The following is a 24,040-nucleotide window of genomic DNA, read 5'->3' as shown; positions in this document are numbered from 1 at the left end:
TTGATTATTGCCTGATGGATAAGCATTGTAACTGATCTTTAACATAATTTTACATTTATGCTAAACAAAAAAACGGACGCTTTTGCAAGACATCCGTTTTAATTTAAACAGTATTAACCTGAGTTCGATTAATATGATCGTTTTATAACACCCCGGTCTGCGACCACCCTCCGACGTGTCGGAGGGAATTACGACCTCCATTCCCCTCCTTTGGAGGGGTGCCTGAAAGGCGGGGTGGTTAAAACCGCAATAAACTGCTTATATGAAGCCCAATTACAGATTAATAATCGAACTCAGGTTGTTAAATTAATTAAACTCGATTACAAATTCTGATAATGGAGTACGTACCTTTTTCAATCCAGCTAACCAATCGCCACTTTCATCGCGGTAGCCTAAAGGTAAGATCACAACACTTTTTAATCCTTTTGCTCTTAATCCTAAAAACTCATCGAATTGATCTGCATCAAATCCTTCCATTGGTGTTGCATCAACTTTTAACTCTGCAGCCTCTGTAAGGGCCATACCTAAAGCAATATAAGCCTGACGAGCAGCATGGTTAAAGTTTACTTCTTCTGGACGTGGAACATAGCTATTAATCAGCATTTTTTGGTAATCAGCAGTTGATTCTGGTGGAGTACCACGTTCTTTATGCATATTTGCAAACACGTTATTAATGCGTTCTTCGGTATAATTATCCCACGCTGCAAAAACCAATAAATGTGAGCTATCTGCTATTTGTGCTTGGTTAAATGAAGCCGGAACTAATTTTTCTTTTAATTCTTGATTGGTAATTACAATTAATCTGAATGGCTGCAGACCAGAAGAGGTTGGAGCTAAACGTGTTGCTTCGATAATTTGATCTACTTTGTCTTGCGGAACAGCATTGCCGTTCATTTTTTTAGTGGCGTAGCGCCAGTTAAGGGATTCTATTATGCTCATTGTTGTATGTGATATATTTAAATTCTAGTCGTTAATATTTTTAATGAAGCCTTTTATGGCATCTTGTAAAACTCTTTGTTGCATTTCATTTGGTGTAGCTGTCATACTCACCATGTTTATTGAACTTAAACCATGTAGAATTGACCATAACGTGTGGAATTTCAATAAAATGAGTTCGTTAGTGTCAGAAAAATTGCCCAAATTTTTAATGGTATCAATTAAAATGTTGCTAAAGTTTCCTATTTCTGTAATTTGTTTAACCCTTTCGCAACTTGGCATTCCTAAACCAAACATCATTTGATAATATTCTCGTTGCTCAAATGCAAACTTAAAATAAGCGATGGCCATTTCATTTAACTGTTCTTCGGGTTGTAGCAATTTACCTTTAGCCGCTAATACTGTTTCGCTTAAAAGATCAAAACCTTGTCTCACAAACTCTTCTAAAATGGCATCCTTGCTTTCAAAATGATTGTAAACTACAGGTAAACTATAATTTATCGCATCAGCAATTTTTCTCATAGATACCGACTGCCAACCTTCTTTTAAAATGATTGATTTAGCCGCTTCAAGAATAGAATCTCTAAGTTGCTCTTTTTGTCGTAGTCGTTTTTCTGAAATCGCCATGCGGTTAAGTTAACACTGTTAGCAAAAGTAAATCGTTTAAAATTAAATCAACTAATGTTTAAACACTTATGACGATTCGATGATAAGCTTACACATCAAATTGAAACATTTAAGGAATATAAAGCGTTAAGTATATTATGTTAGCATAACAAAATGCTGGCTTTATTTAAATCTTATATTATGAAAAAGCTTGTTTTGTCTGCATTACTTTTAGCAGGAGCGTCTCTCACTACATTTGCCCAAGAAGGAAGAGGTTTTTATTTAAAACCCACCGGAAGCTATTTTTTAAAGGTAACTCCCGTTGAGTTTCCGAATGTTGGTTCACTACAACCAAGAGATTATGTTTTTTCTATCAATCCGAACACTGGTGCGCAAACTCGAATTTCGGAAGAGACAATTACTGGTTCATTTGGCCAAGGTTGGCGTGCTGGAGTAATGGGTGGCTTTAGGTTTAACGAAATAGTTGCTGTAGAAATGGGCGCTAATTTTTTTAAAAGTGAAGAAAATATGATGGCAAGGCAAAGCGGATTTATCGGTAACAATGAAGTGCTGAGTTTAAAATCCGTAGGTCAAGTTACTGCAATAGATTTAACGCCCTCATTGGTATTTCATTTACCTACAGAAAAGAAATTTAAACCATACCTAAAATTGGGAGCTGTTTTACCTGTTTTCGGTTATTTGGATATAAATACTGCCGTGAGCGATCAGACTGGAACAATTGCCAGAACAGTAAATCCCAATTTTGCCGCAGTAGAATTAACAAGAACAGAACGCGTTAAGCCAAAACCAACCGTTGGATTTTTAGGAGCTGCAGGTTTCAATTATCCAATAGGTAAAAATATCAGTTTCTTTAGCGAGATAGAATATAGAAATGTGTCTGTAAATAGTGATAGTAAAGAAATTACAGCTTTTTCGGCAACGGGTACATTGGCTAATGGATCGCAAGTTAATGTAGGTTTAAATGACTTGCCAACGGGAACAAGAGAAACAAATTTTAGTAAACGCTTAACACCAAGTTCTAACGTACCCGGCACAGCCGGATATGACCCAACCAAACCAAGTGATGAATTGAAATCATACATTAACATTGGTGGTTTAGGTGTTAATGCCGGAATAAAAATTGGTTTATAAATTATTGCCACAAATCATCATTATTAGATAGGTAGATGATTTGTGGCTATCAATTAATTTTTCAGCTTTGCTTTAAAAAGCTTTTCTAATTTATCCATTTTTGGTAAAATTACTAATCTGCAATAGGGTAACTCGCCATTTTTAAGAAAATAATTCTGGTGGTAATTTTCTGCCTCATAAAAAACATCAGCCTTGCTAATTTCTGTAACAACGGCTTTGCCAAAAGCATTCGTTTTATTTAACTCAGCTTTGTATTTTTCGGCAGTCGCTTTTTGTTCTTCACTATGGTAAAATACCACCGAACGGTATTGTGTGCCCACATCAGCACCTTGTCTGTTTAATGTTGTAGGGTCATGGCTTTTCCAAAATACCTCTAACAATTCATCGTAGGTAATTTTGGCCGGGTCATAAGTAATTTCAATCACCTCTGCATGGTTTGTTGTTCCCGTACAAACATCATCATAAGTTGGGTTAGGTATATCGCCGCCTTCGTAACCAGATGCAACAGATGCAACTCCATTTAAACGTTGAAAAAGTGCTTCGGTGCACCAGAAACAACCCATCCCGAAAGTAGCTTTTTGATTTTTTTGCTTTTGAGCGTTTGCTTCATTCATAAAAAGTATAATCAGTACTATGGTAGTTATGTATTTCATTTTATCATTTGCTAAGTAATAATACGTAAAAATTAATAATAAAGATTGTGAGCTTAAAAAATGAATAAATCAACTGCTTTTGCTTATTTTAAGTATAAATAATTAATTTGTGAATAACTTAACCTTTTGTTTTTTAAGTTTTTAGGTAGGTATTATTTCGTGCAAAGCGATTTATTAACATATCTTTTCTAAATTTAACTATTCATTAAAATAAAAACAATATGTCTACACCGTATATTCCATGTCTAGATTTAGGCAGTTACATTAATGGCAATGAAGAGCAACGCAAAAAGTTTTCTGACGATTTAGGAAGAGCTTTTAACGAATCGGGTTTTGTAACTATTACTAACCACGGCTTAAGTCAAGATTTAATTGATCAATTATACCAAAACATAAAGGCTGCATTTGCCTTGCCGGTAGAAATAAAACGTAAATACGAAAAGGTAGAATTGGCTGGGCAACGTGGTTACACAAGTGCTGGTAAAGAAACCGCAAAAGGTGCAAAAACTGCCGATTTGAAAGAGTTTTGGCAAATTGGAAATGAGGTAAGCGATGGTGATCCCATTAAAAGTGAATATCCTGATAATGAAGTTTTGGAAGAAATTCCAGAATTTAACAAAGTTACGAGAGAAATTTACCAGAAGTTAGAAGAAAACGGAAAGCATTTGCTAAGAGCCATTGCAACTTATTTAGAATTGCCAGTTAATTATTTCGATGAACATGTACACAATGGAAACTCTATTTTACGAGGCATCCATTATTTTCCAATCGAAAACCCTGATGAATTACCTGATGATGCTGTTAGGGCAGGAGCACACGAAGACATTAACTTAATTACTTTATTAATTGGCGCTAGTGCCGATGGTTTGGAGGTTCTAACTGCAAATCAAGAGTGGTTGGCCATTAAAGCTGAACATACGGATATTGTGGTAAATGTTGGCGATATGTTGCAACGTTTAACCAATAATAAACTAAAATCTACCACGCATAGAGTAGTCAATCCGCCACGCGAATTAATGAAAACTTCACGTTTTTCAGTTCCGTTTTTCTTGCATCCACGTAGCAATATGGATTTAACAAGTTTGCCATCAACTATTGATGCTGAACATCCAAAAGTATACAGCGACATGACGGCTGGAGAATATTTAGATGAGCGTTTAAGAGAAATTGGGTTGAAGAAATAGTTTTTGTCATTCAGAGCGAAGCGAAGAATCTATTTTGGTTAAAAAATTTAACAGCAAAATGAAATTTGGGCGTGTCCCAAGCTACGCAAGGGGCGGGCTATTCACTACAAGTCCTCGCCCCGATGAAAAATCGGGTCTGTGGGCTTTCCGTTTCTATCCCTCACGCTAGCAAAATGTAAATACAAAATGCATAAGTATGGTTTTAAATATTAAGCCAAATGGATAAAGAAAAACTATCAATTTTTGCGACTATAAAAGGTATAGGTTCTGCTTCGGGTTTATTCCTGAAGCAGAATTTTTTATATGTAATTGGCGATAATAGCGCTTATTTATACGAATATGATATTGATCGTAAAACGCTAAACAAAATTCAAATTTTAAAAGATTTACCAGTTTTAGAAAATATACCAAAAGCTCAAAAACCAGATTTCGAAGTGCTTTGCCATTATCAGAATGTGTTGTATCTTTTAGGTTCAGGCTCAACCCAAAACCGAAATTTAATGCTAAAGTTTGATTTGCAAACGAAGGAAATTACGCAGCATGATTTATCGTCATTATATGCCAAAATTAAAAAACAATGCAAAATTGATGACGAGAATTTAAACATTGAAGGAGCAGTTTTTAATGGTAGTAATTGGTATCTCTTTAATCGTGGCAACGGGAAAGCCCAAAAAAATGGGATAGTTAAAGTTGGCGGTTCAGATTTAACATCTGCTGATGATATTCATTTTGTCCCGATCATTTTATTAAAAGACAACAAAAAGTTGGTTTCGTTTACTGATGCACTTTTGCATAAAAATGAAATATATTTTATCGCAGCTGCGGAAGATACCAAATCTACTTACGAGGATGGTAAAATTTTGGGCAGTTATATTGGCTGTATAAATGCTGAAACTTTAGCGTTAAAATTTACCAAAAAAATATCTTCAACACATAAATTTGAAGGAATTACTTTGTTTAAACAAAACGAAAATCAAATAGAATTTTTGCTTTGTGAAGATAGAGATACAGACGTTTTGGAAACGGTGATTTATAAGGTGATGATTTAAATTAACCACAAAAAACATAGCTTGTAATTAACAAACTATGTTTCTATGTGGTAAATCCATCTATTTAACAGCCTTGTCTACCGCTTTATTTATTGCATCGTGTATTCTTGGTCTAATGTTTAATCTTCCCAATTGCTCGCTTACACCAGGGTGTACTCTGTTCGACAAGAAAATGTAAACTAAATTACGATTAGGGTCTACCCAAACACCAATACCTGTATAACCTGTATGGCCATAAGTTTGCTGAGAAGCCATTTGCGATGGATATTTTTTAGTCAAATCTGCATCAGCTCTATCAAAACCCAAACCTCTTCTACTTACGTCAGATTGTTTGCTGGTAAAAGTATCTACTGTTTGTGGGGTAAAATATTGCTCTCCGCCATAAGTACCTTTATTCAATAACATTTGGTAATAGATGGCTAAATCATTTGCATTGCCAAATAAACCAGCATGACCAGCCACACCACCACGTAATGCAGCACCTTGATCGTGTACGTAGCCTTCTAACAACGTTTTTCTAAATACTTTATCATCTTCTGTTGGTACAATTTGTTCTTTCGTAAAACGATTACGAGGTAGATAACCTGCAGTATGCATACCAAGTGGCGTGTAAAAATTATCAACTACATATTTTTCTAAAGGTGTTTCTGTAATCTGCTCTACAATATCTTGCATTACATACATACTGATATCACTATACACATAAGATCCACGAGTTTTAATAGGAGAGTTTAACATTTTTGGCCACATAAAATCACTAAAAAATCCTTTTTTAACGTAGTAATTATCGGCAACTTTAGTAGGGAAAGCAGCAGAAGAGTCTCTTGCATAATATCCTTCTTTCACATAGTTATGGAACGGAATAAAAGGAATAAATCCTGCTTGATGCAGCATCACCTCGCGAACATTAATTTGATTCATTGGCGTATTACGTGCTTTTGGGATGTAAAAACCAACATTGGTATCTAACTTTAATTTATTTTGCTCTACCAAACGCATTACACTTGGTGTAGTTGCTGTTGTTTTGGTAACTGATGCTAAATCGAAGATATCGCTCACATTATCTGCTTGTAGATTGTCGTAAGTATGCGAGCCAAAAGCCTTATTGTAAATCACTTTTCCATCTTTGGCTACTAAAACTACAATGCCTGGAGCAGCTTTTCCTGCAATGGCTTCTTGTGCAATTTTATCAACTTCCATTAAATCTTCTACATTTACCCCAGCATCTTCCGGAACAGTAAATTTTAAGCGGGTTACTGTAGTTTTATAACCTGAACCTGCTGTGTATTTGGCTGAAAATCCTTTAGTTAAAGTGTGCTCTGCTGCAATACCACCAAAAATTAGCTGCGGAGCAACCATTGCTGCTTCTTGCGAATTTTGTGGGCTCCACACTATTGGTGCAGCAATATTATCAAAAGAACTTAAGCTTTTACCATCTCCAAAAAGAGCAACTACCACATTTTTATGTTGGGCTAAATCGGAGATAAAATTTAAGTAACGGCTGTTTTTAGCCATTTGATCTGTAATGGAAATAATTACCGTATTGTAAAATTTCAAATCATCAGCCAAATCATTAAGCGTTGTAGAGTCTTTATATTTTTCGGCACTTAGTGATTTAACATCCGCATATTTATTTAGTAAACTATCAAAAGCAATTTGATGTTCGAAGCCTAAATTAATTGAGGCGAATTTTTTTTCTGCTAATTTAGTTACAGGGATAAAATTATTTTGGTTATTGAGTAAAACCAAATTTTTAGAGATTTCATTAATAATTTTTAACCGATTTTCGTTCTTTTTATGGTCTTGCGCACAAGCACTTAATGTAAAAATGGCAACTAAACAAACTGCAAAAATTCCAGCTAAACTACTTCTTCTCATATACTTTTTCTCCATTAACATAGGTTTTTATTACTTTGTTTTTTAAAATTTGTTGATCGGTTGCTTTCATTAAATCATTTTCTAAAATCACAAAATCTGCAAATTTTCCTACCTCCAAACTTCCTTTTTCTTTTTCTTCAAAATTGGCTTTTGCTGCCCAAATAGTCATCCCTCTTAAGGTTTGTTCTCTGGTTAAGGCATTTTCCATTTGGTAACCACCTTGCGGATAATTTTCATCATCTTTTCTGGCAGTTGCTGCATAAAATGTAAACATGGGATTTATCTCCTCCACCGGAAAGTCAGTTCCTAAAGGTATCCAACCATTTTGTTGCATCAATTGTTTGTATGCATAAGCACCTTTTACTCTTTCTTTTCCTAAACGATCGCCTGCCCAATACATATCAGAAGTGGCATGTGTAGGTTGTACAGATGGCACCACACTTGCGCTACCAAATAAATTGAAATCACTTTGCGCTACCACTTGTGCATGTTCAATTCTCCAGCGTTTATCGTTTTTGCCGCCCAAAACATTATTGTAAATTTTTAAGATACTGCGGTTCGCCGAATCGCCAATAGCATGTGTACACATCTGAAAATTGTAAGCATTTATTTTTTTAGCTACTTCTTCAAAATGTTTTAAATCACTTAACAAGAAGCCAGATTTCGATGGCATATCGCTGTAAGGATGCATTAAACAAGCGCCTCTGGAACCTAAAGCGCCATCTGCATAAACTTTAAATGCTCTAACATTTAATCGGTCTGTTTTTATGGCTCCACGTTTAAACAAATAATCGAAGTTTTTTTCATTATCTGATAGCATAACGTACAAACGCATTTTTAAACTTTTGTCTGCTTGTAACTTTTCAATAAACTCAACGGCCTCATAATCTAGTCCACAATCATCAATAGTGGTTAAGCCAGCTGCAAAACAATTTTTTTGCGCATCTAAAAATATCTTTTTTGCTTGGGTTTCGTTTACTGCTGGCACTTTATTGGCAACTAATTCTACGGCATTGTCAATTAGTAAGCCTGTTAGTTTGCCATTAACCTCTACAATATCTCCGCCAGTTAAAGCAAAAGATTTCGTAATTCCTGATGCCGTTAATGCACTTTGGTTAGCAATAGAGGCATGTCCATCAACGCGTTCTAGTAAAACTGGTCTGGTAGGGAAAAGTGAGTCTAGTTTTTCCTTAGTAGGGAATTGTTTGTTAGGCCAATCATTTTGATCCCAACCTCTGCCAGTTAGCCATCCATCTGGGTGTGTTTTAGCAAATTCAACTAATCGAGTAATTACTTCGTCCCAACTTTTGGTTCCCCTCAAATCTGCACTTTGTAAACTTTCTCCATAACCATAAAAATGTGCATGAGCATCTATAAATCCCGGATAAATGGTTTTTCCTTTTGCATCCATTTCTTCGCTACCAGCATATTGCTTTTTAATATCAGCTTCGCTACCAACAGCTAAAATTTTACCGTCTTTAATTGCCATTGCCTCTGCAATATCAAATTTTTCGTTAACGGTATAAATTTTTGCATTAAAAACGATCAAATCTGCTTTTGGCTTGGTGCAGCCACTTAAAATAAATAATAGCGCAATTAGGGAGAGGAATTGTTTCATGTTTTAAAGATATAAATTCAGTTCACAGTTTTCAATTAAGAGTTAACAATGTTGCATTAAAAACTGTTAATTTAAACGAAGCCAATTTAGTGGTTGGGAAGCAATTTGACAATTAAACAATCATTTTTTATCTCAAAAATAGGCTTATTTTGCCTAAATTAGCGGCTTACAAAAAACAATAAATGTCTGATATTATACAACTTTTACCCGATAGTGTTGCCAATCAAATTGCAGCAGGTGAGGTGGTGCAGCGACCTGCATCAGCGGTAAAAGAACTACTTGAAAACGCGATAGATGCAGGTGCAGATAAAATACAACTGATTGTAAAAGATGCAGGTAAAGCATTGATACAAGTGATAGATAATGGTTGTGGTATGAGTGTAACCGATGCTCGCATGTGTTTCGAGCGTCATGCTACTTCTAAAGTTCGCAAAGCGGAAGATCTTTTTGCCATCAGAACCATGGGTTTTAGGGGCGAAGCAATGGCCTCTATTGCAGCTATCGCACAAGTAGAAATGAAAACCAAGCGTCATGAAGATGAGGTTGGTACGTTGATTGAAATTGAAGGTGCAACTTTTGTTAAACAAGAGCCAGTTGGTACAGCTAACGGAACAAGTATTTGCATTAAAAATTTATTTTATAATACGCCCGCTCGACGAAATTTTTTAAAGAGTAATCCGGCAGAGATGCGCCATATAATTGATGAGTTTCAGCGTGTGGCAATGGCAAAACCTCATATCGCTTTTAGCTTACACCATGATGGAGCCGAAATTTATCGTTTGCCAGCATCTGCAATGAAACAGCGGATTGTTCATTTATTTGGTAATAATTATAACGAACGTTTAATTCCGGTAGAAGAAGAAACCACTATAATTAACCTAAAAGGATACATTGGTAAACCAGAATTTGCTAAAAAAACCAGAGGCGAGCAGTTCTTTTTTGTGAACGATCGATTTATCAAGGATGCTTACTTAAATCATGCTGTAAATAAAGCTTATCAGGAGTTATTGCCCGATGATAATTTCCCATTGTATGTGTTGTTCATCGAGATTGATCCCGCAAAAATTGATGTAAACGTTCATCCCACAAAAACAGAAATTAAGTATTTGGATGAAAGATCTATTTATGCCATTATCCACTCTGCAGTAAAAAGATCATTAGGTAAGTTTAACATCAGTCCGACGATAGATTTTAACCAAGAAACTGGTTTTAGCAATATGATTACGCATAAAGCGCCAGAAGATATTGTGCCGCCAAGTATTGCATTTAATCCAGATTTTAATCCATTTGCACAAACAAAAACTGCAACCAAAGAAATTCCGTTTCTAAGAAATGAGGGAAGGGGAAGTGGCATGGCGCCAAGTAAAAATTGGGGCTCTTTGTACGAGATTAGTAATCACCATGTGCCAGAACAAGTAGCAATAGATTTAGGCGAAGCACAAAAAGACGATCAATTTGAGCCTGTACAAAAGCAATTTATGCAGGTGCATAACCGTTATATTGTTTCTCAGATTAAATCTGGGATTATGATGATCGACCAACAAGCTGCACACGAACGTATTTTATACGAAAGATTTTTATTGCATTTAGAAGATCGAAAAGGTGCTTCACAACAAAGTTTGTTTCCGCAAACGGTAACGTTAAGTCCGAACGACTATGAATTAGCTAAGAGTTTATTAGAGGATATTAAAAGTTTGGGTTTTGAAGTTAGAGAATTTGGGAAAAATACTTTAGTGATAGAAGGAATTCCTGTAGATTTAGGAAGTACAAATATTAATGAAACACAACTTTTTGAGCATTTGATAGAGGGTTTTAAAAATTCGCAGCAAGAGCTGAAATTAGATAAACGTGATGCTTTGGCCCGAAGTATGGCTAAAAATAGTGCAATAAAAGCCGGAACTGCTTTAGGGCAGCAAGAAATGAATACCTTAATTGAAGAGTTATTTGCTTGTAAAACGCCAAATTTTAGTATTGGTGGTAGGCCAGTAATCCAAACCATTGCGCTAACAGAAATTGCACAAAAGTTTGAGAGATAATTAGAGGGTTTGAGGTAGAAGGATGGACGGTTGAAGGTTCTCAAAGACTAAAGACTAAAGACCAAAGCTGAAAGCTTGGAAAATGAATTTAACCTTGAAATCGCAGAAATTCGCGAAATCAATTTAATTTTAAATATGAATAACATTACACCTGTAGTAAAAAACCTATTAATTATAAATGTAATATTTTATGTGGCGACTTGGGTTTTTACGGAACAAGGTATTGATTTAATGGAGCTTTTAGGAGCTCATTATTTTGACTCGCCTAAATTTCAAATTTGGCAACCTATTACTTACATGTTTATGCATTCTCAAGAAAATCTAATGCATATATTTTTTAACATGTTTGGTTTATATATGTTTGGTGGCATTTTAGAGAATCATTTTGGTTCAAAAAGATTTCTTAATTTTTACCTCATTACAGGTATCGGTGCTTTATTCATAAATTGGGCTGTTCAAGCGGTAGAGCTTTACCAGATTACTGGATCAATTGTTGAAACCAGCACCATGCAATTGGAATTGCTTGCAAAAAGGCAATATAATCCAAATGTATTTACTGATGCTCAAGCCTCAAATATAAGTTCAATTTATTTTGGAACAATGGTTGGCGCCTCGGGTGCAATATTTGGTGTGCTTACTGCATTTGCAGTTTTGTATCCAAATATGGAATTAATGCTAATGTTTATTCCTATCCCAATAAAAGCTAAATACTTCGTGCCTGCTTACATTGCATTTGAACTGTTTATGGGTTTTGGTCGTTTTCAAGGAGACTCAATTGCCCATTTCGCTCACTTAGGCGGTGCTTTAATTGGATTCATTTTAGTTAAACTTTGGCGCAATAAAACAAATTATTACGATTATTATGACTAACAATTGGTTAAACGATTTAAAGTTTAAGTTATTTAAATCTGGCGATCCTATTTTGCTTTTTATTGGTATCAATGCAATTATTTTTGTAGTGGCATCGCTGTTAAGCGTTATTGCATTTATGGGCGGTTCAAGAGGGCTTGTCGATGGTTTTATTAGAGCTTATTTGGCTTTTCCATCCTTGCCAGAAATGTGGTTAACACGTTTCTACACCATTTTAACTTACCAATTTTTTCATGCTGATTTTTTTCACATCCTGTTTAATATGCTGTGGTTATATTGGATGGGTAGGATATTTTTAGATTTTGTAAAACCTCGCCAATTTCACTTTGTATATTTAGTTGGCGGAATTGCTGGGGCAGTTTTTTATGCTATTGTCTATAACCTACTTCCAGTATTTAACAACAATGTAGGTACTTTAATTGGCGCTTCGGCAGCGGTAGCATCAGTTTTTGCAGCGGCAGCAACGCTGGTTCCAGATTATTCTATCAGGTTATTGTTTATTGGCGAAGTAAAGCTAAAGTATATATTGCTGGTTTATATTTTATTAAATCTGATCGGTATCGAGTCAACAAATGCTGGTGGTAGCATCGCTCATTTAGGTGGTGTTTTATTTGGTTTTGTTTACATCAAGTTATTGCAAAGCGGAACTGATTTGAGCAAAATATTTGAGAGAAAACCAAAATTGAAGGTTGTTAAAAACGAAGTTCCTCAAAAGAGATCATCAAGCAATGTTAATCAAAAAGAGGTTGATGCCATTTTAGATAAGATTTCTAAATCCGGTTACGATAAATTAACAAAAGAAGAAAAGGATACGCTATTTAAAGCAAGTAACAGTTAATGAAGAAGAAAAATTTCACATTTTTTGATAAGTTAATGCTTTTAATAGCAATTGCGGCAGCTATCTGTTTATTTTGTGGCATATTAGCTGGTAAAAGCGATCCAAGAGAGCATATTGTTTTAGCTTTTTTCGGTTTGGCCTATCCATTTATTTTACTTGGTAATCTTTTAATTTTACTTTACTGGTTACTTAGAAAGAAATGGGTTTTTTCTGTTATCACAGTATTAATAATTTTCTCTGGTTTGCAAACATTAAATGCAACTTTTGGTTTTTTCGGCACTGCCGGAAGTAATGAAAAAGCCACTGATGATTTAGTGAGAGTGATGACCTATAATGTACATAATTTTACACCCTATGGCGATAAAATTACGGAAGAAGTAAAGGAGCAAATGCTTGCTGTAATTCGCGAGCAAAACCCTGATGTAATTTGTTTTCAAGAATTTTTTACCAAGCCAAAAGGACCCTTTGATACGGTTGATAGCTTAAAAAAGATGCTCAATACCAAACACTATTACTTTGTGCCAACTTTGCAAAGTTCAACAGAGGCAATTGGCTTGGCTATATTTTCTAAATATCCAATTGTAAATTCTGGCAGAATTAACTTTGAAAATTCTAGTGGAAACGAAAGTATTTATGTTGATTTAAAATTAAAATCTCAGGTATTTAGGGTTTATAATATCCATTTCCAATCTATCTCATTTCAAGGCGAAGATTATAATTATTTAGATGAAGTGGCTAAAGAAATAGACCTTAACAAAGCATCTACAAAAAGAATTTTAAGGATGATTAAAAGTGCATTCATTAAAAGGAGCGAGCAGGTTGATGTAATGAAAGACCACTTTCAAAGTTGCGCTACACCATATATAATTGCCGGAGATTTTAACGACACACCAGCATCTTATGCGGTAACAAAAATGACAGATTCATTAAGTAATGCATTTATAGAAAAGGGAAAAGGATTAGGAAGAACATATAACGGTAAATTCCCTAATTTTCAGATCGATTATATTGCTACAACCAAAAATATCGAGGTAGTTAATTACCACATTATCAAGGCAAAATTATCTGATCATTTTCCTGTTAGGAGTGATCTTCGCCTCAAAACTGTACAGCCATAACATCAACGCATTTTATTAACTTTATTATATGATACATCAAATCCAATTATACAATACGCTTACAAGAAAAAAGGAAATTTTTGAACCATTAAATGCTCCTCATGTGGGTATGTATGTATGTGGTCCAACGGTTTATAGCGATGTACATTTGGGTAATTGTCGCACTTTTCTCTCTTTCGATTTAATTTTTAGATATCTTAAATACAGTGGTTTTAAAGTTCGTTATGTAAGAAACATTACCGATGCTGGCCACTTAGAAGGTGATAGAGATGAAGGCGATGATAAATTTGCAAAAAGAGCAAAGCTAGAGCAATTGGAGCCAATGGAAATTGTACAGAAATACACACTAGGTTTCCACGATGTGATGCGCATGTTTAACGCTTTGCCGCCTAGTATTGAGCCAACTGCAACAGGTCATATTATTGAGCAAATTGAAATGATTAAAACCATTATGGCCAATGGTTATGCTTACGAAGTTGATGGAACTATTTATTTTGATGTAGAAAAATACAGCGCAGCATATAATTATACCATTTTAACTAACCGAAATTTAGAAGATATGTTAGCCAATACCAGAGAGTTGGGCGGACAAGACGATAAACATGGCAGGTTAGATTTTGCCTTGTGGATTAAAGCCAAGCCAGAAACTTTAATGCAATGGGCATCACCTTGGGGCATGGGTTTTCCGGGTTGGCACATAGAATGTTCTGCAATGAGCGCTAAATATTTGGGGCAAGAATTTGATATACATGGCGGCGGAATGGATTTAGCGGCGACACACCACACCAACGAAATTGCACAGTCAGAAGCTTGTAGCCGTCATCAGCCAGCAAAATATTGGATGCATACCAATATGCTTACTGTAAATGGCACACGTATGTCTAAATCAAAAGGTAACGGATTTTTGCCAGGCGAATTGTTTACGGGAAATCATCCTTTGTTAAATAAAGGATACAGCCCAATGACGGTTAAGTTTTTTATGTTCCAAGCACATTACCGCAGTACATTAGATTTTTCTAACGAAGCTTTAGAAGCATCTGAAAAAGGTTTTAAAAGATTGATGAATGCGGTGAGTTTGTTGCCAAAATTAGTAGCAAATGAAGAAGGCACCATACAAATTGATGGCTTGAAAGAAAACTGTATCAATGCCATGAATGATGATTTTAACAGTCCGGTAGTAATTGCAGAACTTTTTGAAGCTACACGAATTATCAATACCGTTTATGATGGTACAGCAAAAATTAATGCAGCAGAGCTGGATAAACTGAAAACTTTAGTAAATGATTTTGTATTTGAAGTATTCGGCTTAAAAGATGAAGAGAGCAGCAATACAGAACTAAATGAGGTTTTGGATATGGTTATCGCCCTGCGTAAAGAAGCAAAAGAAAATAAAGATTATGCTATTTCAGATCAAATTAGAATTGGGTTGCAAAATATAGGTATCCAATTAAAAGACAGTAAAGAAGGCACTACTTGGAGTAAAAATTAAATCATTGATCATCCCATTGATTTTTAAAAATTTAACTACAGAAATATGGGCAAAGAAGAAGCAATAAAACTTTTTGAGCAGAAACAAGTACGCTCAGTTTGGGATGATAGTGAAGAGAAATGGTATTTTTCAATTGTTGATGTGATCACCATTTTAACAGAAAGTGTTGATCCACAGGCTTATTGGAGAAAACTAAAACAAAGATTAAAACAAGAAGGAAATCAAACCGTGACGGATTGTCACGCTTTGAAAATGCTTGCCGCTGATGGAAAAATGCGGTTAACCGATGTTGCTGATACAGAACAACTCTTTCGCTTAATTCAATCAGTTCCTTCTCCAAAAGCAGAACCATTTAAGTTATGGATTGCAAAAGTTGCAAGAGAAAGGATTGATGAAATTGAAGATCCAGAGATTGGAATTGATCGCTTAATGGAAACTTATCTTAAAAAAGGTTATAGTAAAGAATGGGTTAATCAAAGAATCAAAAGTATTGAGGTAAGAAATGAATTAACCAACGAGTGGGACGCTAGAGGTGTTAAAAAAGGAGTAGAATTTGCAATTTTAACTGATGAAATAACCAAAGCATGGAGCGGGTTTACGGTAAAAGAATATAAAACCCATAAAGATCTTAAAAAAGAAAATTTACGAGACCACATGACCAATCTTGAGTTGGTATTAAATATGTTAGCTGAAGCAACCACAAAAGAAATTAGCAAACAGAAAGCTCCTAAAAACTTTGAGGAGAGTAAAGTAATTGCAAAACAGGGTGGAACAATTGCAGGCAACACTAGAAAAGAAATTGAAGAAAAAACAGGAAAAAAAATTGTGAGTAAAATTTCCGCTAAAAAACTTTTAATAAATAATGAAGAAAATCAAAATCCTAAATCAATTGAATAAAGCATTAATATTTCTACTATTTGTATCTGTCGGATTTACGCAAGCCTGCAAATCTGAAAACAAAACTACTGAAGAGGAGACCGAAGAAGTTGTAAAACTAGTTTCGCCAGAATTTAATGCAGATAGTGCATTTGCTTTTACTAAAGCACAGGTAGATTTTGGCCCTCGTATTCCATCTACCGATGCGCATGCCAAAACTGCGGCATATTTGGTGGCAAAATTTAAATCTTTTGGTGCTGATGTTGCTGTACAGGAAGCACCAGCTAAAACGTTCGATGGAAAATCTCATCGCTTAAAAAATATCATTGCCGCGTTTAATCCAGAGAAAAAACAACGTGTTCTAATTACCGCCCATTGGGATGCAAGACCATTTTCTGATCAAGATCCAGACCCAAAAATGCACGATAAACCTTTTGATGCCGCAAATGATGGTGCAAGTGGTGTGGCTGTTATTTTAGAAATGGCTCGTCAAATTCAAATTAAACAACCCAATGTTGGTGTAGATTTTATTTTATGGGATATCGAAGATTATGGTAAATCTCAAGATGAATCTGAAAACGAAACTACTTGGTGTATTGGTTCTCAATATTGGGCTAAAAATCCAACATTTAAAACTAACAAACCCCTTTTTGCTATTAATTTAGATATGGTTGGCGGCAGCAATGCACAATTCACACAAGATGAAATTTCGAGAAAATATGCTCCAGAAATTTTAAGAAAAGTTTGGGATATTGGCAATGAAATTGGTTATTCGGCTTATTTTGTAAATGTGCCTTCTGGTAATTTAATTGATGATCATTTTTGGGTAAATCAAGCTGGTATTAAATGTATAGATATCATCCATTACTCTGATGCAGCTGGCTTTTATTCAAATTGGCATACACAATTAGATAACTTAAATAATATTGATAAAAATACACTTTTAGCTGTTGGTCAGACAGTTTTAGAAACTATTTTTAGAGAGGGATCTACAAATTAATGTTTAATTGTTAATTACTTTTTGCTTTGTCTAAGGGTTCAAATCTTATATTCGTACCACATAAAATTTATTCATGAAGAAATTTATCTATACGCTTTTAATTAGCACAACAACTTTTGGCGCTTTTGCACAAAAATCAGACGGCACAACAAAATCTTTAGTAGAAACTGAAAAAGATTTTGCGGCTTATTTAGCTAAAAATGGAGCTAATGCCGCTTACAATAAATTTGCTGCAGATGATGCTGTAGTTTTTAGACCGAACCCAATCAATGCAAAGAAATTTTATGCATCGGCACCTGATACAAAAGATATTACTTGGGCACCTAACCAAGCCCGTGTTGCTAGAAGTGGCGAATGGGGTTTTACAGCTGGAACCTATCAAGAAGGTGCTGAGAAAAAAACTTTCGGACATTACCTATCAGTTTGGAGAGTTGATGATGGTAAGTGGGAATTAATTTTAGATTTAGGTGCAGAAACCAATAAAACATTAAAAAAAGTTACTCAAAATTTTGTAGAGCCTAAAGATCACTACATACCAAAGTATGCCAACGGAAAAGATTTAAAAGTAAGTAGAGAAATTATCAATACTACCGAAAAAACATTAAATACTACCTTAAAATCTTATGGTCCGAGTGCATTTGCCGGCTTTTTAAATACTAATGCCCGTTTGTTGTTTCCAGGTACTGAGCCGATTGTTGGTAAAGAAAATATTCAGGCATTTAACAATAGAATGATTGATAAAATTAGCTTAAAGACTACCTCATTCGATAAAACTTTAGGTGCTGATTTTGGCTATACTTACGGAGTAGCAACTATAGATTATAAAACTGATTTACGTGAAAGTTTCCACTATATTTTTATTTGGGAACGCCAATCTGATGGCAATTGGAACATCATGACCCAGATATTTACCTTAGCAGAAAGATAGTTAGAAACCAAAACCAAATATAAATTTAAAGGATTTCGGCTCAGTTGAAATCCTTTTTTGTTGGTAAAAACCGTCATTGCGAAGCCAATTTCAATTGGCTGTGGCAATCTTTCTGATAAGTTTAAGTTTTAGTTGTTTAAAATTGGCTTTATTATTGTCGCTTATTCAAAAATTATAATCAAGCAATGCTGATAAAGAAAAATTTATTTTTAATCGCTTTCCTCATATTCTCAATCCACTCTTTTGCTCAAAAAAAGTTTGATGTTCAAGGACATCGCGGTGCTCGTGGTATTATGCCAGAAAATACCATTCCAGCTATGCTAAAAGCTTTAGAATTGGGAGCTACCACATTAGAAATGGATATTGTAATTAGTAAAGATAAACAAGCAGTAGTTTCTCAAGAACCTTATTTTAACCACGAGTTTAGCTTAACACCAACAGGTAAGTCCATCACATTAAAAGATGAGAAGAAAAACAACATCTACAAAATGAACTACAGTGAGGTTAAAAAGTTTGATGTGGGTAGTAAATTGCATCCAAGATTTCCCGGACAACAAAAGCTTAAAGTGTACAAACCTTTGTTAGCAGAACTGATTGATTCGGTAGAGAATTATATAAAGTTACACCGATTAGCTAAACCAGATTATAACATCGAAACTAAATTAATCCGTAAAGGCGATGGAGAGTTTCAGCCAAGTCCAGAAGAATATGTAGAAATTATAATGGATATTGTGAAGCAAAAGAAGCTGGAGAAACGGGTAATTATTCAATCTTTTGATATCAGATCTTTGCAATATGTACACAAAAAATATCCAAAAATTAGAACCTCATTAGGTATTGATGAAAAAGTTGATTTTGAAGATAACATTGCACAGCTAGGCTTTAAGCCAACAATTTACAGTCCGTATTTTGTATTGGTTGGCAAAAACTTGGTTGATAAATGCCATGCCGCAGGAGTTAAAATAATCCCGTGGACAGTAAACTCGGTAAAAGATATCGAGTATTTACAAGGTTTAGGTGTTGATGGAATTATTACAGATTATCCAAATTTAATGGGGCAAGTTAAATAAATAAGTTTTATAGGTCTATTGAATAGTTAGTAAGTATTTTATTTGTGAAGTTTCTATTTGTAAAAAAGTTTAATTGAATAATTATTGCTGAATTATAAGAAATAGGTGCTTTACCAAGTAATTTTTATACTTCATTTTTTAAACCCTGAATAGTTTGTCGTCTTGCGATAGCGATAGAACTTCAAATTCACTTATGTCAATATTTGAAGGTATTTTATCTCTTAATATTGGTACAATATATTGTCCATTTATACTATTTGCAACTTCTACAATTGTATTTAATTGGTTGTCGTGAATGGTTTCTAATTGGTCATGCATAATAAAATGCAAACACTCAACATCAAGCTTGTCTGCAAATTCGATATAAGCAAAATCAAAGGCTGCTATTTGTCCTTTTTTCTTTCCAGTACTTGGGTTTCCTTCTAGATTTGTAACAATTAGTTCATAACCCTTTTCATTTTTCTGAGAACTTAACAAGTAGGTTTCGCCATAAAGTCTGCTTGACATTACAGAAAAATATTTATTAAATTCAGTAATTCTATTTTGTATTTGACTGTCTTTTGATGAAATACCTTGATTAATTGCATTCAAATCTTTATCAATGTCTGCCAACTTTTCTTGTGAATAAATCCACAATCTTTTTTGCTCTTCTAGGTTTCCCTTTCGCTCAAATTGCTTATTTAAATCTAAAATAGTTTTTTCGAAATCTTCTACTAGAGCAGATTTATTTAACCTTTCGGTTAAAGTGTCTTCTTCCTTACGATGAAAAATAATCTCTGATTTTATTTTTCTGATTTGTTGATCTATTTCAGGAAGTTCTTTTGTAATATATTCTAATTTTTCAGAAATTAAATCATTATGAAACTTCACAGTATCTTCAAAAGAAACTTGAATGTTTGAAATCAAAGATTTTGCTTTTTCATAAAGAGATTTGATTTGAGTAGTGTCAATTTGAGTATATTCTTTTTCTAAATCCTCTTTACTTTCAATAATTAAATCTTTTCTGATTTCCAACCTACTTAATTCTGTTGCACTTCTATTTAATTTAGATTTTACATCATTTAGCTTATCAACATCAGCAGCATAATTTTCGTTGAGATTAAATTTATTTTTTCTTAAATTTAATTCTTCAATTTTTGTATTTAAGAGAATTAATTGTTGTTCAATTAAAGAAAGTTCGCCATCTTTTTTCAATCTTTTTTGAAAATTTTCTTCTCTAGTTTTTTCTTTTGATAATAATTCTTTTTGGTTGTGGCTATCAGTATTGATACCTAGCCAAAATAAGTAAAGAGCTTCGTATTCTTCAATTCGAGTAAATGAGTTTAATACTTTGACAATATTTGCCATCTTATTTTTTTCATCCCGAATATTTTTGGATATAATTTGCTTAAATGTTGGTTTATCTACTTCTGATTTAAAAATTACTTCTTTTAGTTTTTTATCAAATACTTTGTTATCAGTAATATTATCTCCGTTTATTTCTTGTAGTTTTTTATTACGAGCTAGAAAATTTTTTCTTATGAAAACTTCTTCTTTTGGGTCACTTAAATTATCAACCATAACAACAGTAATAATAATTTCATTATTCTTTAAAAAGTTCTCAATTGTTGTGTTAGGTTGCTTGCCAAATTCAGTATCCTGATAAATGTTTTTCCCATCGGCACCGAAACAATAATCAACCAATCTCAAAACCGTCGTCTTACCAACATTATTTCCTGTAGCTTGTTGAGAACTGCCCACAGGTGTTTCATCTACAATTAAATTTATTCCTTTATGAAAGGAAATGTCTCTAATTATAGAATTTTTATTTTGTATGATGACTTGCTTTAAAAACATTTTATAATCAATCCTTTATTACCTTTTTTAATAGTGCCTAAAATGAATAGCCAATCTAAAACTAATGAATATAAATTCAATGATACTTTGTTTGATTTATTTACAGAAAGAAACAAATCAAAATAGTCAATTTCATTTTTAGTAAATGAATTGAGAACTTCAATTATTTTCCCTCCCAAGTAATATAGATCTCTTTCAGGATTTATATTTTTATTTACTATCATAATTTTGGTGGCTCTTCTAGAATATTACAACGCATAAAAGCGTCAACCATTATGATTAGTAATCCAATTTTAATAGCTTCAATTGGTAAATTTGAAATAGGATTACTTGAATTTTCTATAATTTTCCATAATTCTTTTTCAATATTCTCTATTATAATATCTGCATTTGACCTTATCTCTTCTAAATCTTTGTACTTTCCTTTTTCTTTAAGGTAAATGTATTTAATATTTTGTAGTAAAAATTCTTTTTTTGTTGACCCTTGTTTCTCAATTTCTTCGTAAAGTTTATTTAATTTACCTTGATATACGGCATATTCTTCAATTATTGGTTTGAAAAGAATAACATTGTTATACAAAATTTTATCTGCCGTGCCAGGTGCATTTGTAGGTTCTTCTGTAATTGTATCATCAAATATTCGATTTCCAACAAAGCCAACAATAATGTTTAAAGCAGATGGATATTTTACAAGAATATTGCTTTCAGATATTAATTTAAGAATTTTAGCTTCGTGATTTTTTTCATTTCTTGAAGACTGGGCTCTGTATATTTTACTACATCATTTGTTTCCAAGTGATGATTTGCACACAAAAGCACTAAATTCTCATAATTTCTACGATAATCGTCATTCGAAGTTGCATTATACCTTTGACCACCAGGCTCAGCTGCTTCAATATGGCAAATGTTGGAGAAGTTAATTTCACTTCCCGAACTTAAAAGACTTATATGACAATCTGGAAAAGCACATTGATTGCCTGATAAAGCATACAAGCGCTTAATCGTTTTTTCAGTTATATCTCTTGCTTTACTTTTTGCCATTTTTATTTCTATACTTTTGCAAATTTACATTTTTTTTTGACTGAAATTTAGCTTAAAATTCGGTTCTATCACCAATTTTCTAAATGTTTTGTTTAAACCCCAGAAGTTTGTTTTTCACTTTTTAGTGCTTCATCCGTTTACAAACGAATATATGCGTTTAATTACCGAATATTAAATTTTAAAAACCTATGCAACTTTACATTTTAGCACAGCTTTTTATGAACTAAACCTGATGGAAGTGAAATCCTTTTTGTTATTTCGAGGATTTTCGAAGGGGCAAACAAAAAGATTGTAACGTACAGCAGGACTAACATTAATATGAAATACTGTTTTTGCTTTTCAAAAAATTAGTTAAGCTATGTTATTTCAAACCAGCTAAAAACGCTTCAGCAATTTGGTGAACATTTGCTTTTTTCTCTTCTGGCCATTTGTCGTATGTTCTAATGAGCATACCTAAACGAGGGTTTTTTAAGAAGAAATTACGTTGTTTATCCATAAATCGCCAGAATAAGGCATCCCAAACTTCTTGCCATTTACCTTTTGGGTAATCGCTCATTTTCATTAAATAATTGCTGCCGCTGATGTAAGGTTTAGTGGCTAAAATTCCGCCATCTGCAAATTGGCTCATGCCATAAACATTGGGCACCATTACCCAATCGTAGGCATCTATAAACAATTCCATAAACCATTGGTAAACATCATCAGGGTGTATTTCGCAAAGCAGCATAAAATTGCCCAGAACCATTAATCGTTCTATATGGTGGCAATAACCAGTTTTTAACACCTTTTTAATCGTCTCATCAACTGGTATAATTCCGGTACTTCCATCATAAAATGATTGAGGTAGTTTTCTGGTAAAACGCCAGAAGTTTTTTGTTCTTTCTTGTGTGCCTTGGGAGATGTAAACACCTCTAATAAACTCTCTCCAGCCAATAATTTGTCGGATGAAACCTTCTACAGAATTAATTGGAGTTTGGTGTTTGCCAGCATAAGTTAAAGCGGCATTGATTACTTGGTGAGGCGTGAGTAAACCCACATTGAGCATTGGCGTAAGTAAACTATGGTTTAAGAGCATTTCGCTTTTTACAATGGCATCTTCATAATCACCAAATTCTGCAAAACGATTCTGCAAAAAATCTTCAAGCCATTTTTCGCTAGTTTCAAAATCTGTGGGATAAAAGAAATTATCATTTAACAGACCAACATTCTTGCCAAAATGAGATTTGGTGTAGCTTATGGCTTCGATAATGTGCTCGTTGGGTTGTGGTAAATTTAATTTAACAACTGTTTTACCTTTCGGAAATTTTTTTCGGTTTTCTTCATCAAAACTCCATTTTCCACCCATAGGTTCATCCAAACCTTGCACTAAAATTTTCTTCGCTATGCGTTGCTGTTTGTAAAAAGCAGTCTGAAAATAGGTTTTTTTATCTGGGTTAAAGAATTTCGCTATATCTCCTTCTGTGTTTAAATACATCGGCGAATCTAATAGCTGCAATTTGATATTCGATTTGGCAGCTGCCGATTTAACTCTGCTCAACAACCAGTCATCAACGGGATCAATAATGTTGATTTGCGAAACTTTTTGTGTCACCAAAGATGAAATCAATTGCCTTACATCCGCATTTTGCTCATTGGCCTCAATGTAATTAACCTTAAATCCTTTGGTTCGCAAATAATGCTCATAACATTTCATGGTTGCTCTATGGAAACCTATTTTTTGCTGATGAAAATTGTATTGCATAAAAAATAGATTTTCTTCAATAAGATAGTACTCGCCATCAAAATCAAAAAGCTCGTTATTTTTAAATAATTGATGTGGAAATATAAAGTTGACACTACTCATTTGAAGAAATATTTAGAAT

22 protein-coding genes are annotated in these 24,040 nt (G+C 33.9%); 12 read left to right on the top strand and 10 right to left on the bottom strand.

Annotated elements, in window-relative coordinates:
• Positions 1-306: 306 nt before the first annotated feature.
• Together FA045_RS05695 and FA045_RS05690 are read right to left on the bottom strand one after the other, a co-directional pair.
• Complete coding sequence (locus FA045_RS05695; RefSeq protein WP_136875408.1) at positions 307-939, bottom strand: NAD(P)H-dependent oxidoreductase; 633 nt, start codon at positions 937-939, stop codon at positions 307-309.
• 24 nt (positions 940-963) lie between these two features.
• Positions 964-1,563 carry a TetR/AcrR family transcriptional regulator gene (locus FA045_RS05690; RefSeq protein ID WP_136875406.1) on the bottom strand — a complete coding sequence of 200 codons (600 nt, stop codon included), beginning with the start codon at positions 1,561-1,563 and terminating at the stop codon, positions 964-966.
• 180 nt (positions 1,564-1,743) lie between these two features.
• Here FA045_RS05690 and FA045_RS05685 point away from each other — a divergent pair, with 180 nt between their 5' ends.
• A complete protein-coding gene (locus FA045_RS05685; RefSeq protein ID WP_169305020.1) occupies positions 1,744-2,694 on the top strand; it encodes an outer membrane beta-barrel protein in 951 nt (316 codons plus the stop codon).
• 53 nt (positions 2,695-2,747) lie between these two features.
• Here the strand turns inward: FA045_RS05685 and msrA are convergent, their stop codons facing one another.
• The gene (msrA, locus tag FA045_RS05680) at positions 2,748-3,347 is read right to left on the bottom strand and encodes a peptide-methionine (S)-S-oxide reductase MsrA (RefSeq protein ID WP_136875402.1); all 600 of its coding nucleotides are present in this window, start codon (positions 3,345-3,347) and stop codon (positions 2,748-2,750) included.
• A gap of 221 nt (positions 3,348-3,568) precedes the next feature.
• Between msrA and FA045_RS05675 the strand changes: the two genes are divergently transcribed.
• Both FA045_RS05675 and FA045_RS05670 read left to right on the top strand, forming a co-directional pair.
• Entirely contained in the window at positions 3,569-4,531 is a 963-nt protein-coding gene (locus tag FA045_RS05675) for an isopenicillin N synthase family dioxygenase (protein ID WP_136875400.1), read from the top strand.
• A 218-nt stretch (positions 4,532-4,749) separates the two neighbouring features.
• Positions 4,750-5,580, top strand: a complete 831-nt coding sequence (locus tag FA045_RS05670; protein WP_136875398.1) for a DUF6929 family protein — start codon at positions 4,750-4,752, stop codon at positions 5,578-5,580.
• Between the two features lie 60 nt (positions 5,581-5,640).
• On the opposite strand, the gene FA045_RS05665 is transcribed toward FA045_RS05670, so the two are convergent.
• Both FA045_RS05665 and FA045_RS05660 read right to left on the bottom strand, forming a co-directional pair.
• Positions 5,641-7,473: a serine hydrolase domain-containing protein gene (locus FA045_RS05665; protein WP_225871284.1), complete on the bottom strand. Its 1,833-nt coding sequence runs from the start codon at positions 7,471-7,473 to the stop codon at positions 5,641-5,643.
• Positions 7,445-9,076: an amidohydrolase gene (locus tag FA045_RS05660; RefSeq protein ID WP_136875396.1), complete on the bottom strand. Its 1,632-nt coding sequence runs from the start codon at positions 9,074-9,076 to the stop codon at positions 7,445-7,447. The genes FA045_RS05665 and FA045_RS05660 overlap by 29 nt, the downstream gene beginning before the upstream one ends.
• Before the next feature lie 182 nt (positions 9,077-9,258).
• Here FA045_RS05660 and mutL point away from each other — a divergent pair, with 182 nt between their 5' ends.
• The 9 genes from mutL (at position 9,259) to FA045_RS05615 (ending at position 19,301) form a co-directional block, all read left to right on the top strand.
• A complete protein-coding gene (gene mutL / locus FA045_RS05655; RefSeq protein WP_136875394.1) occupies positions 9,259-11,112 on the top strand; it encodes a DNA mismatch repair endonuclease MutL in 1,854 nt (617 codons plus the stop codon).
• A gap of 135 nt (positions 11,113-11,247) precedes the next feature.
• Positions 11,248-11,982, top strand: coding sequence for a rhomboid family intramembrane serine protease (locus FA045_RS05650; RefSeq protein ID WP_136875392.1), 735 nt, complete (start codon positions 11,248-11,250; stop codon positions 11,980-11,982).
• On the top strand, positions 11,975-12,820 hold the full coding sequence (locus FA045_RS05645) for a rhomboid family intramembrane serine protease (protein WP_136875390.1): 846 nt from the start codon (positions 11,975-11,977) through the stop codon (positions 12,818-12,820). The genes FA045_RS05650 and FA045_RS05645 overlap by 8 nt, the downstream gene beginning before the upstream one ends.
• The gene (locus tag FA045_RS05640) at positions 12,820-13,938 is read left to right on the top strand and encodes an endonuclease/exonuclease/phosphatase family protein (protein ID WP_136875388.1); all 1,119 of its coding nucleotides are present in this window, start codon (positions 12,820-12,822) and stop codon (positions 13,936-13,938) included. Before FA045_RS05645 ends, FA045_RS05640 begins: the two co-directional genes overlap by 1 nt.
• A gap of 28 nt (positions 13,939-13,966) precedes the next feature.
• On the top strand, positions 13,967-15,427 hold the full coding sequence (gene cysS / locus FA045_RS05635; RefSeq protein WP_136875386.1) for a cysteine--tRNA ligase: 1,461 nt from the start codon (positions 13,967-13,969) through the stop codon (positions 15,425-15,427).
• 45 nt (positions 15,428-15,472) lie between these two features.
• A complete protein-coding gene (locus FA045_RS05630; RefSeq protein ID WP_136875384.1) occupies positions 15,473-16,324 on the top strand; it encodes a BRO-N domain-containing protein in 852 nt (283 codons plus the stop codon).
• Positions 16,290-17,303: a M28 family peptidase gene (locus tag FA045_RS05625; protein WP_136875382.1), complete on the top strand. Its 1,014-nt coding sequence runs from the start codon at positions 16,290-16,292 to the stop codon at positions 17,301-17,303. The genes FA045_RS05630 and FA045_RS05625 overlap by 35 nt, the downstream gene beginning before the upstream one ends.
• 73 nt (positions 17,304-17,376) lie before the next feature.
• Positions 17,377-18,231, top strand: coding sequence for a nuclear transport factor 2 family protein (locus tag FA045_RS05620; protein WP_136875380.1), 855 nt, complete (start codon positions 17,377-17,379; stop codon positions 18,229-18,231).
• Between the two features lie 185 nt (positions 18,232-18,416).
• A complete protein-coding gene (locus FA045_RS05615) occupies positions 18,417-19,301 on the top strand; it encodes a glycerophosphodiester phosphodiesterase (RefSeq protein WP_136875378.1) in 885 nt (294 codons plus the stop codon).
• A gap of 138 nt (positions 19,302-19,439) precedes the next feature.
• On the opposite strand, the gene FA045_RS05610 is transcribed toward FA045_RS05615, so the two are convergent.
• From FA045_RS05610 to FA045_RS05590, 5 genes are all read right to left on the bottom strand, one after another.
• Positions 19,440-21,137 carry a DUF2326 domain-containing protein gene (locus FA045_RS05610; protein WP_136875376.1) on the bottom strand — a complete coding sequence of 566 codons (1,698 nt, stop codon included), beginning with the start codon at positions 21,135-21,137 and terminating at the stop codon, positions 19,440-19,442.
• Entirely contained in the window at positions 21,128-21,361 is a 234-nt protein-coding gene (locus tag FA045_RS05605; protein WP_136875374.1) for an ABC-three component system middle component 6, read from the bottom strand. Before FA045_RS05605 ends, FA045_RS05610 begins: the two co-directional genes overlap by 10 nt.
• Positions 21,358-21,762, bottom strand: coding sequence for an ABC-three component system protein (locus FA045_RS05600; protein ID WP_317130569.1), 405 nt, complete (start codon positions 21,760-21,762; stop codon positions 21,358-21,360). The genes FA045_RS05605 and FA045_RS05600 overlap by 4 nt, the downstream gene beginning before the upstream one ends.
• An 86-nt stretch (positions 21,763-21,848) precedes the next feature.
• On the bottom strand, positions 21,849-22,178 hold the full coding sequence (locus FA045_RS05595; RefSeq protein ID WP_136875370.1) for a hypothetical protein: 330 nt from the start codon (positions 22,176-22,178) through the stop codon (positions 21,849-21,851).
• A 361-nt stretch (positions 22,179-22,539) separates the two neighbouring features.
• Positions 22,540-24,021: a cryptochrome/photolyase family protein gene (locus FA045_RS05590; RefSeq protein WP_136875368.1), complete on the bottom strand. Its 1,482-nt coding sequence runs from the start codon at positions 24,019-24,021 to the stop codon at positions 22,540-22,542.
• Between the last annotated feature and the right edge of the window lie 19 nt (positions 24,022-24,040).

The organism is Pedobacter cryotolerans, assembly GCF_005116475.1.
GTDB lineage: Bacteria > Bacteroidota > Bacteroidia > Sphingobacteriales > Sphingobacteriaceae > Pedobacter > Pedobacter cryotolerans.
The sequence above is the reverse complement of the archived record's forward strand: the minus strand, read 5'-3'. Positions and strand labels throughout refer to the sequence as shown.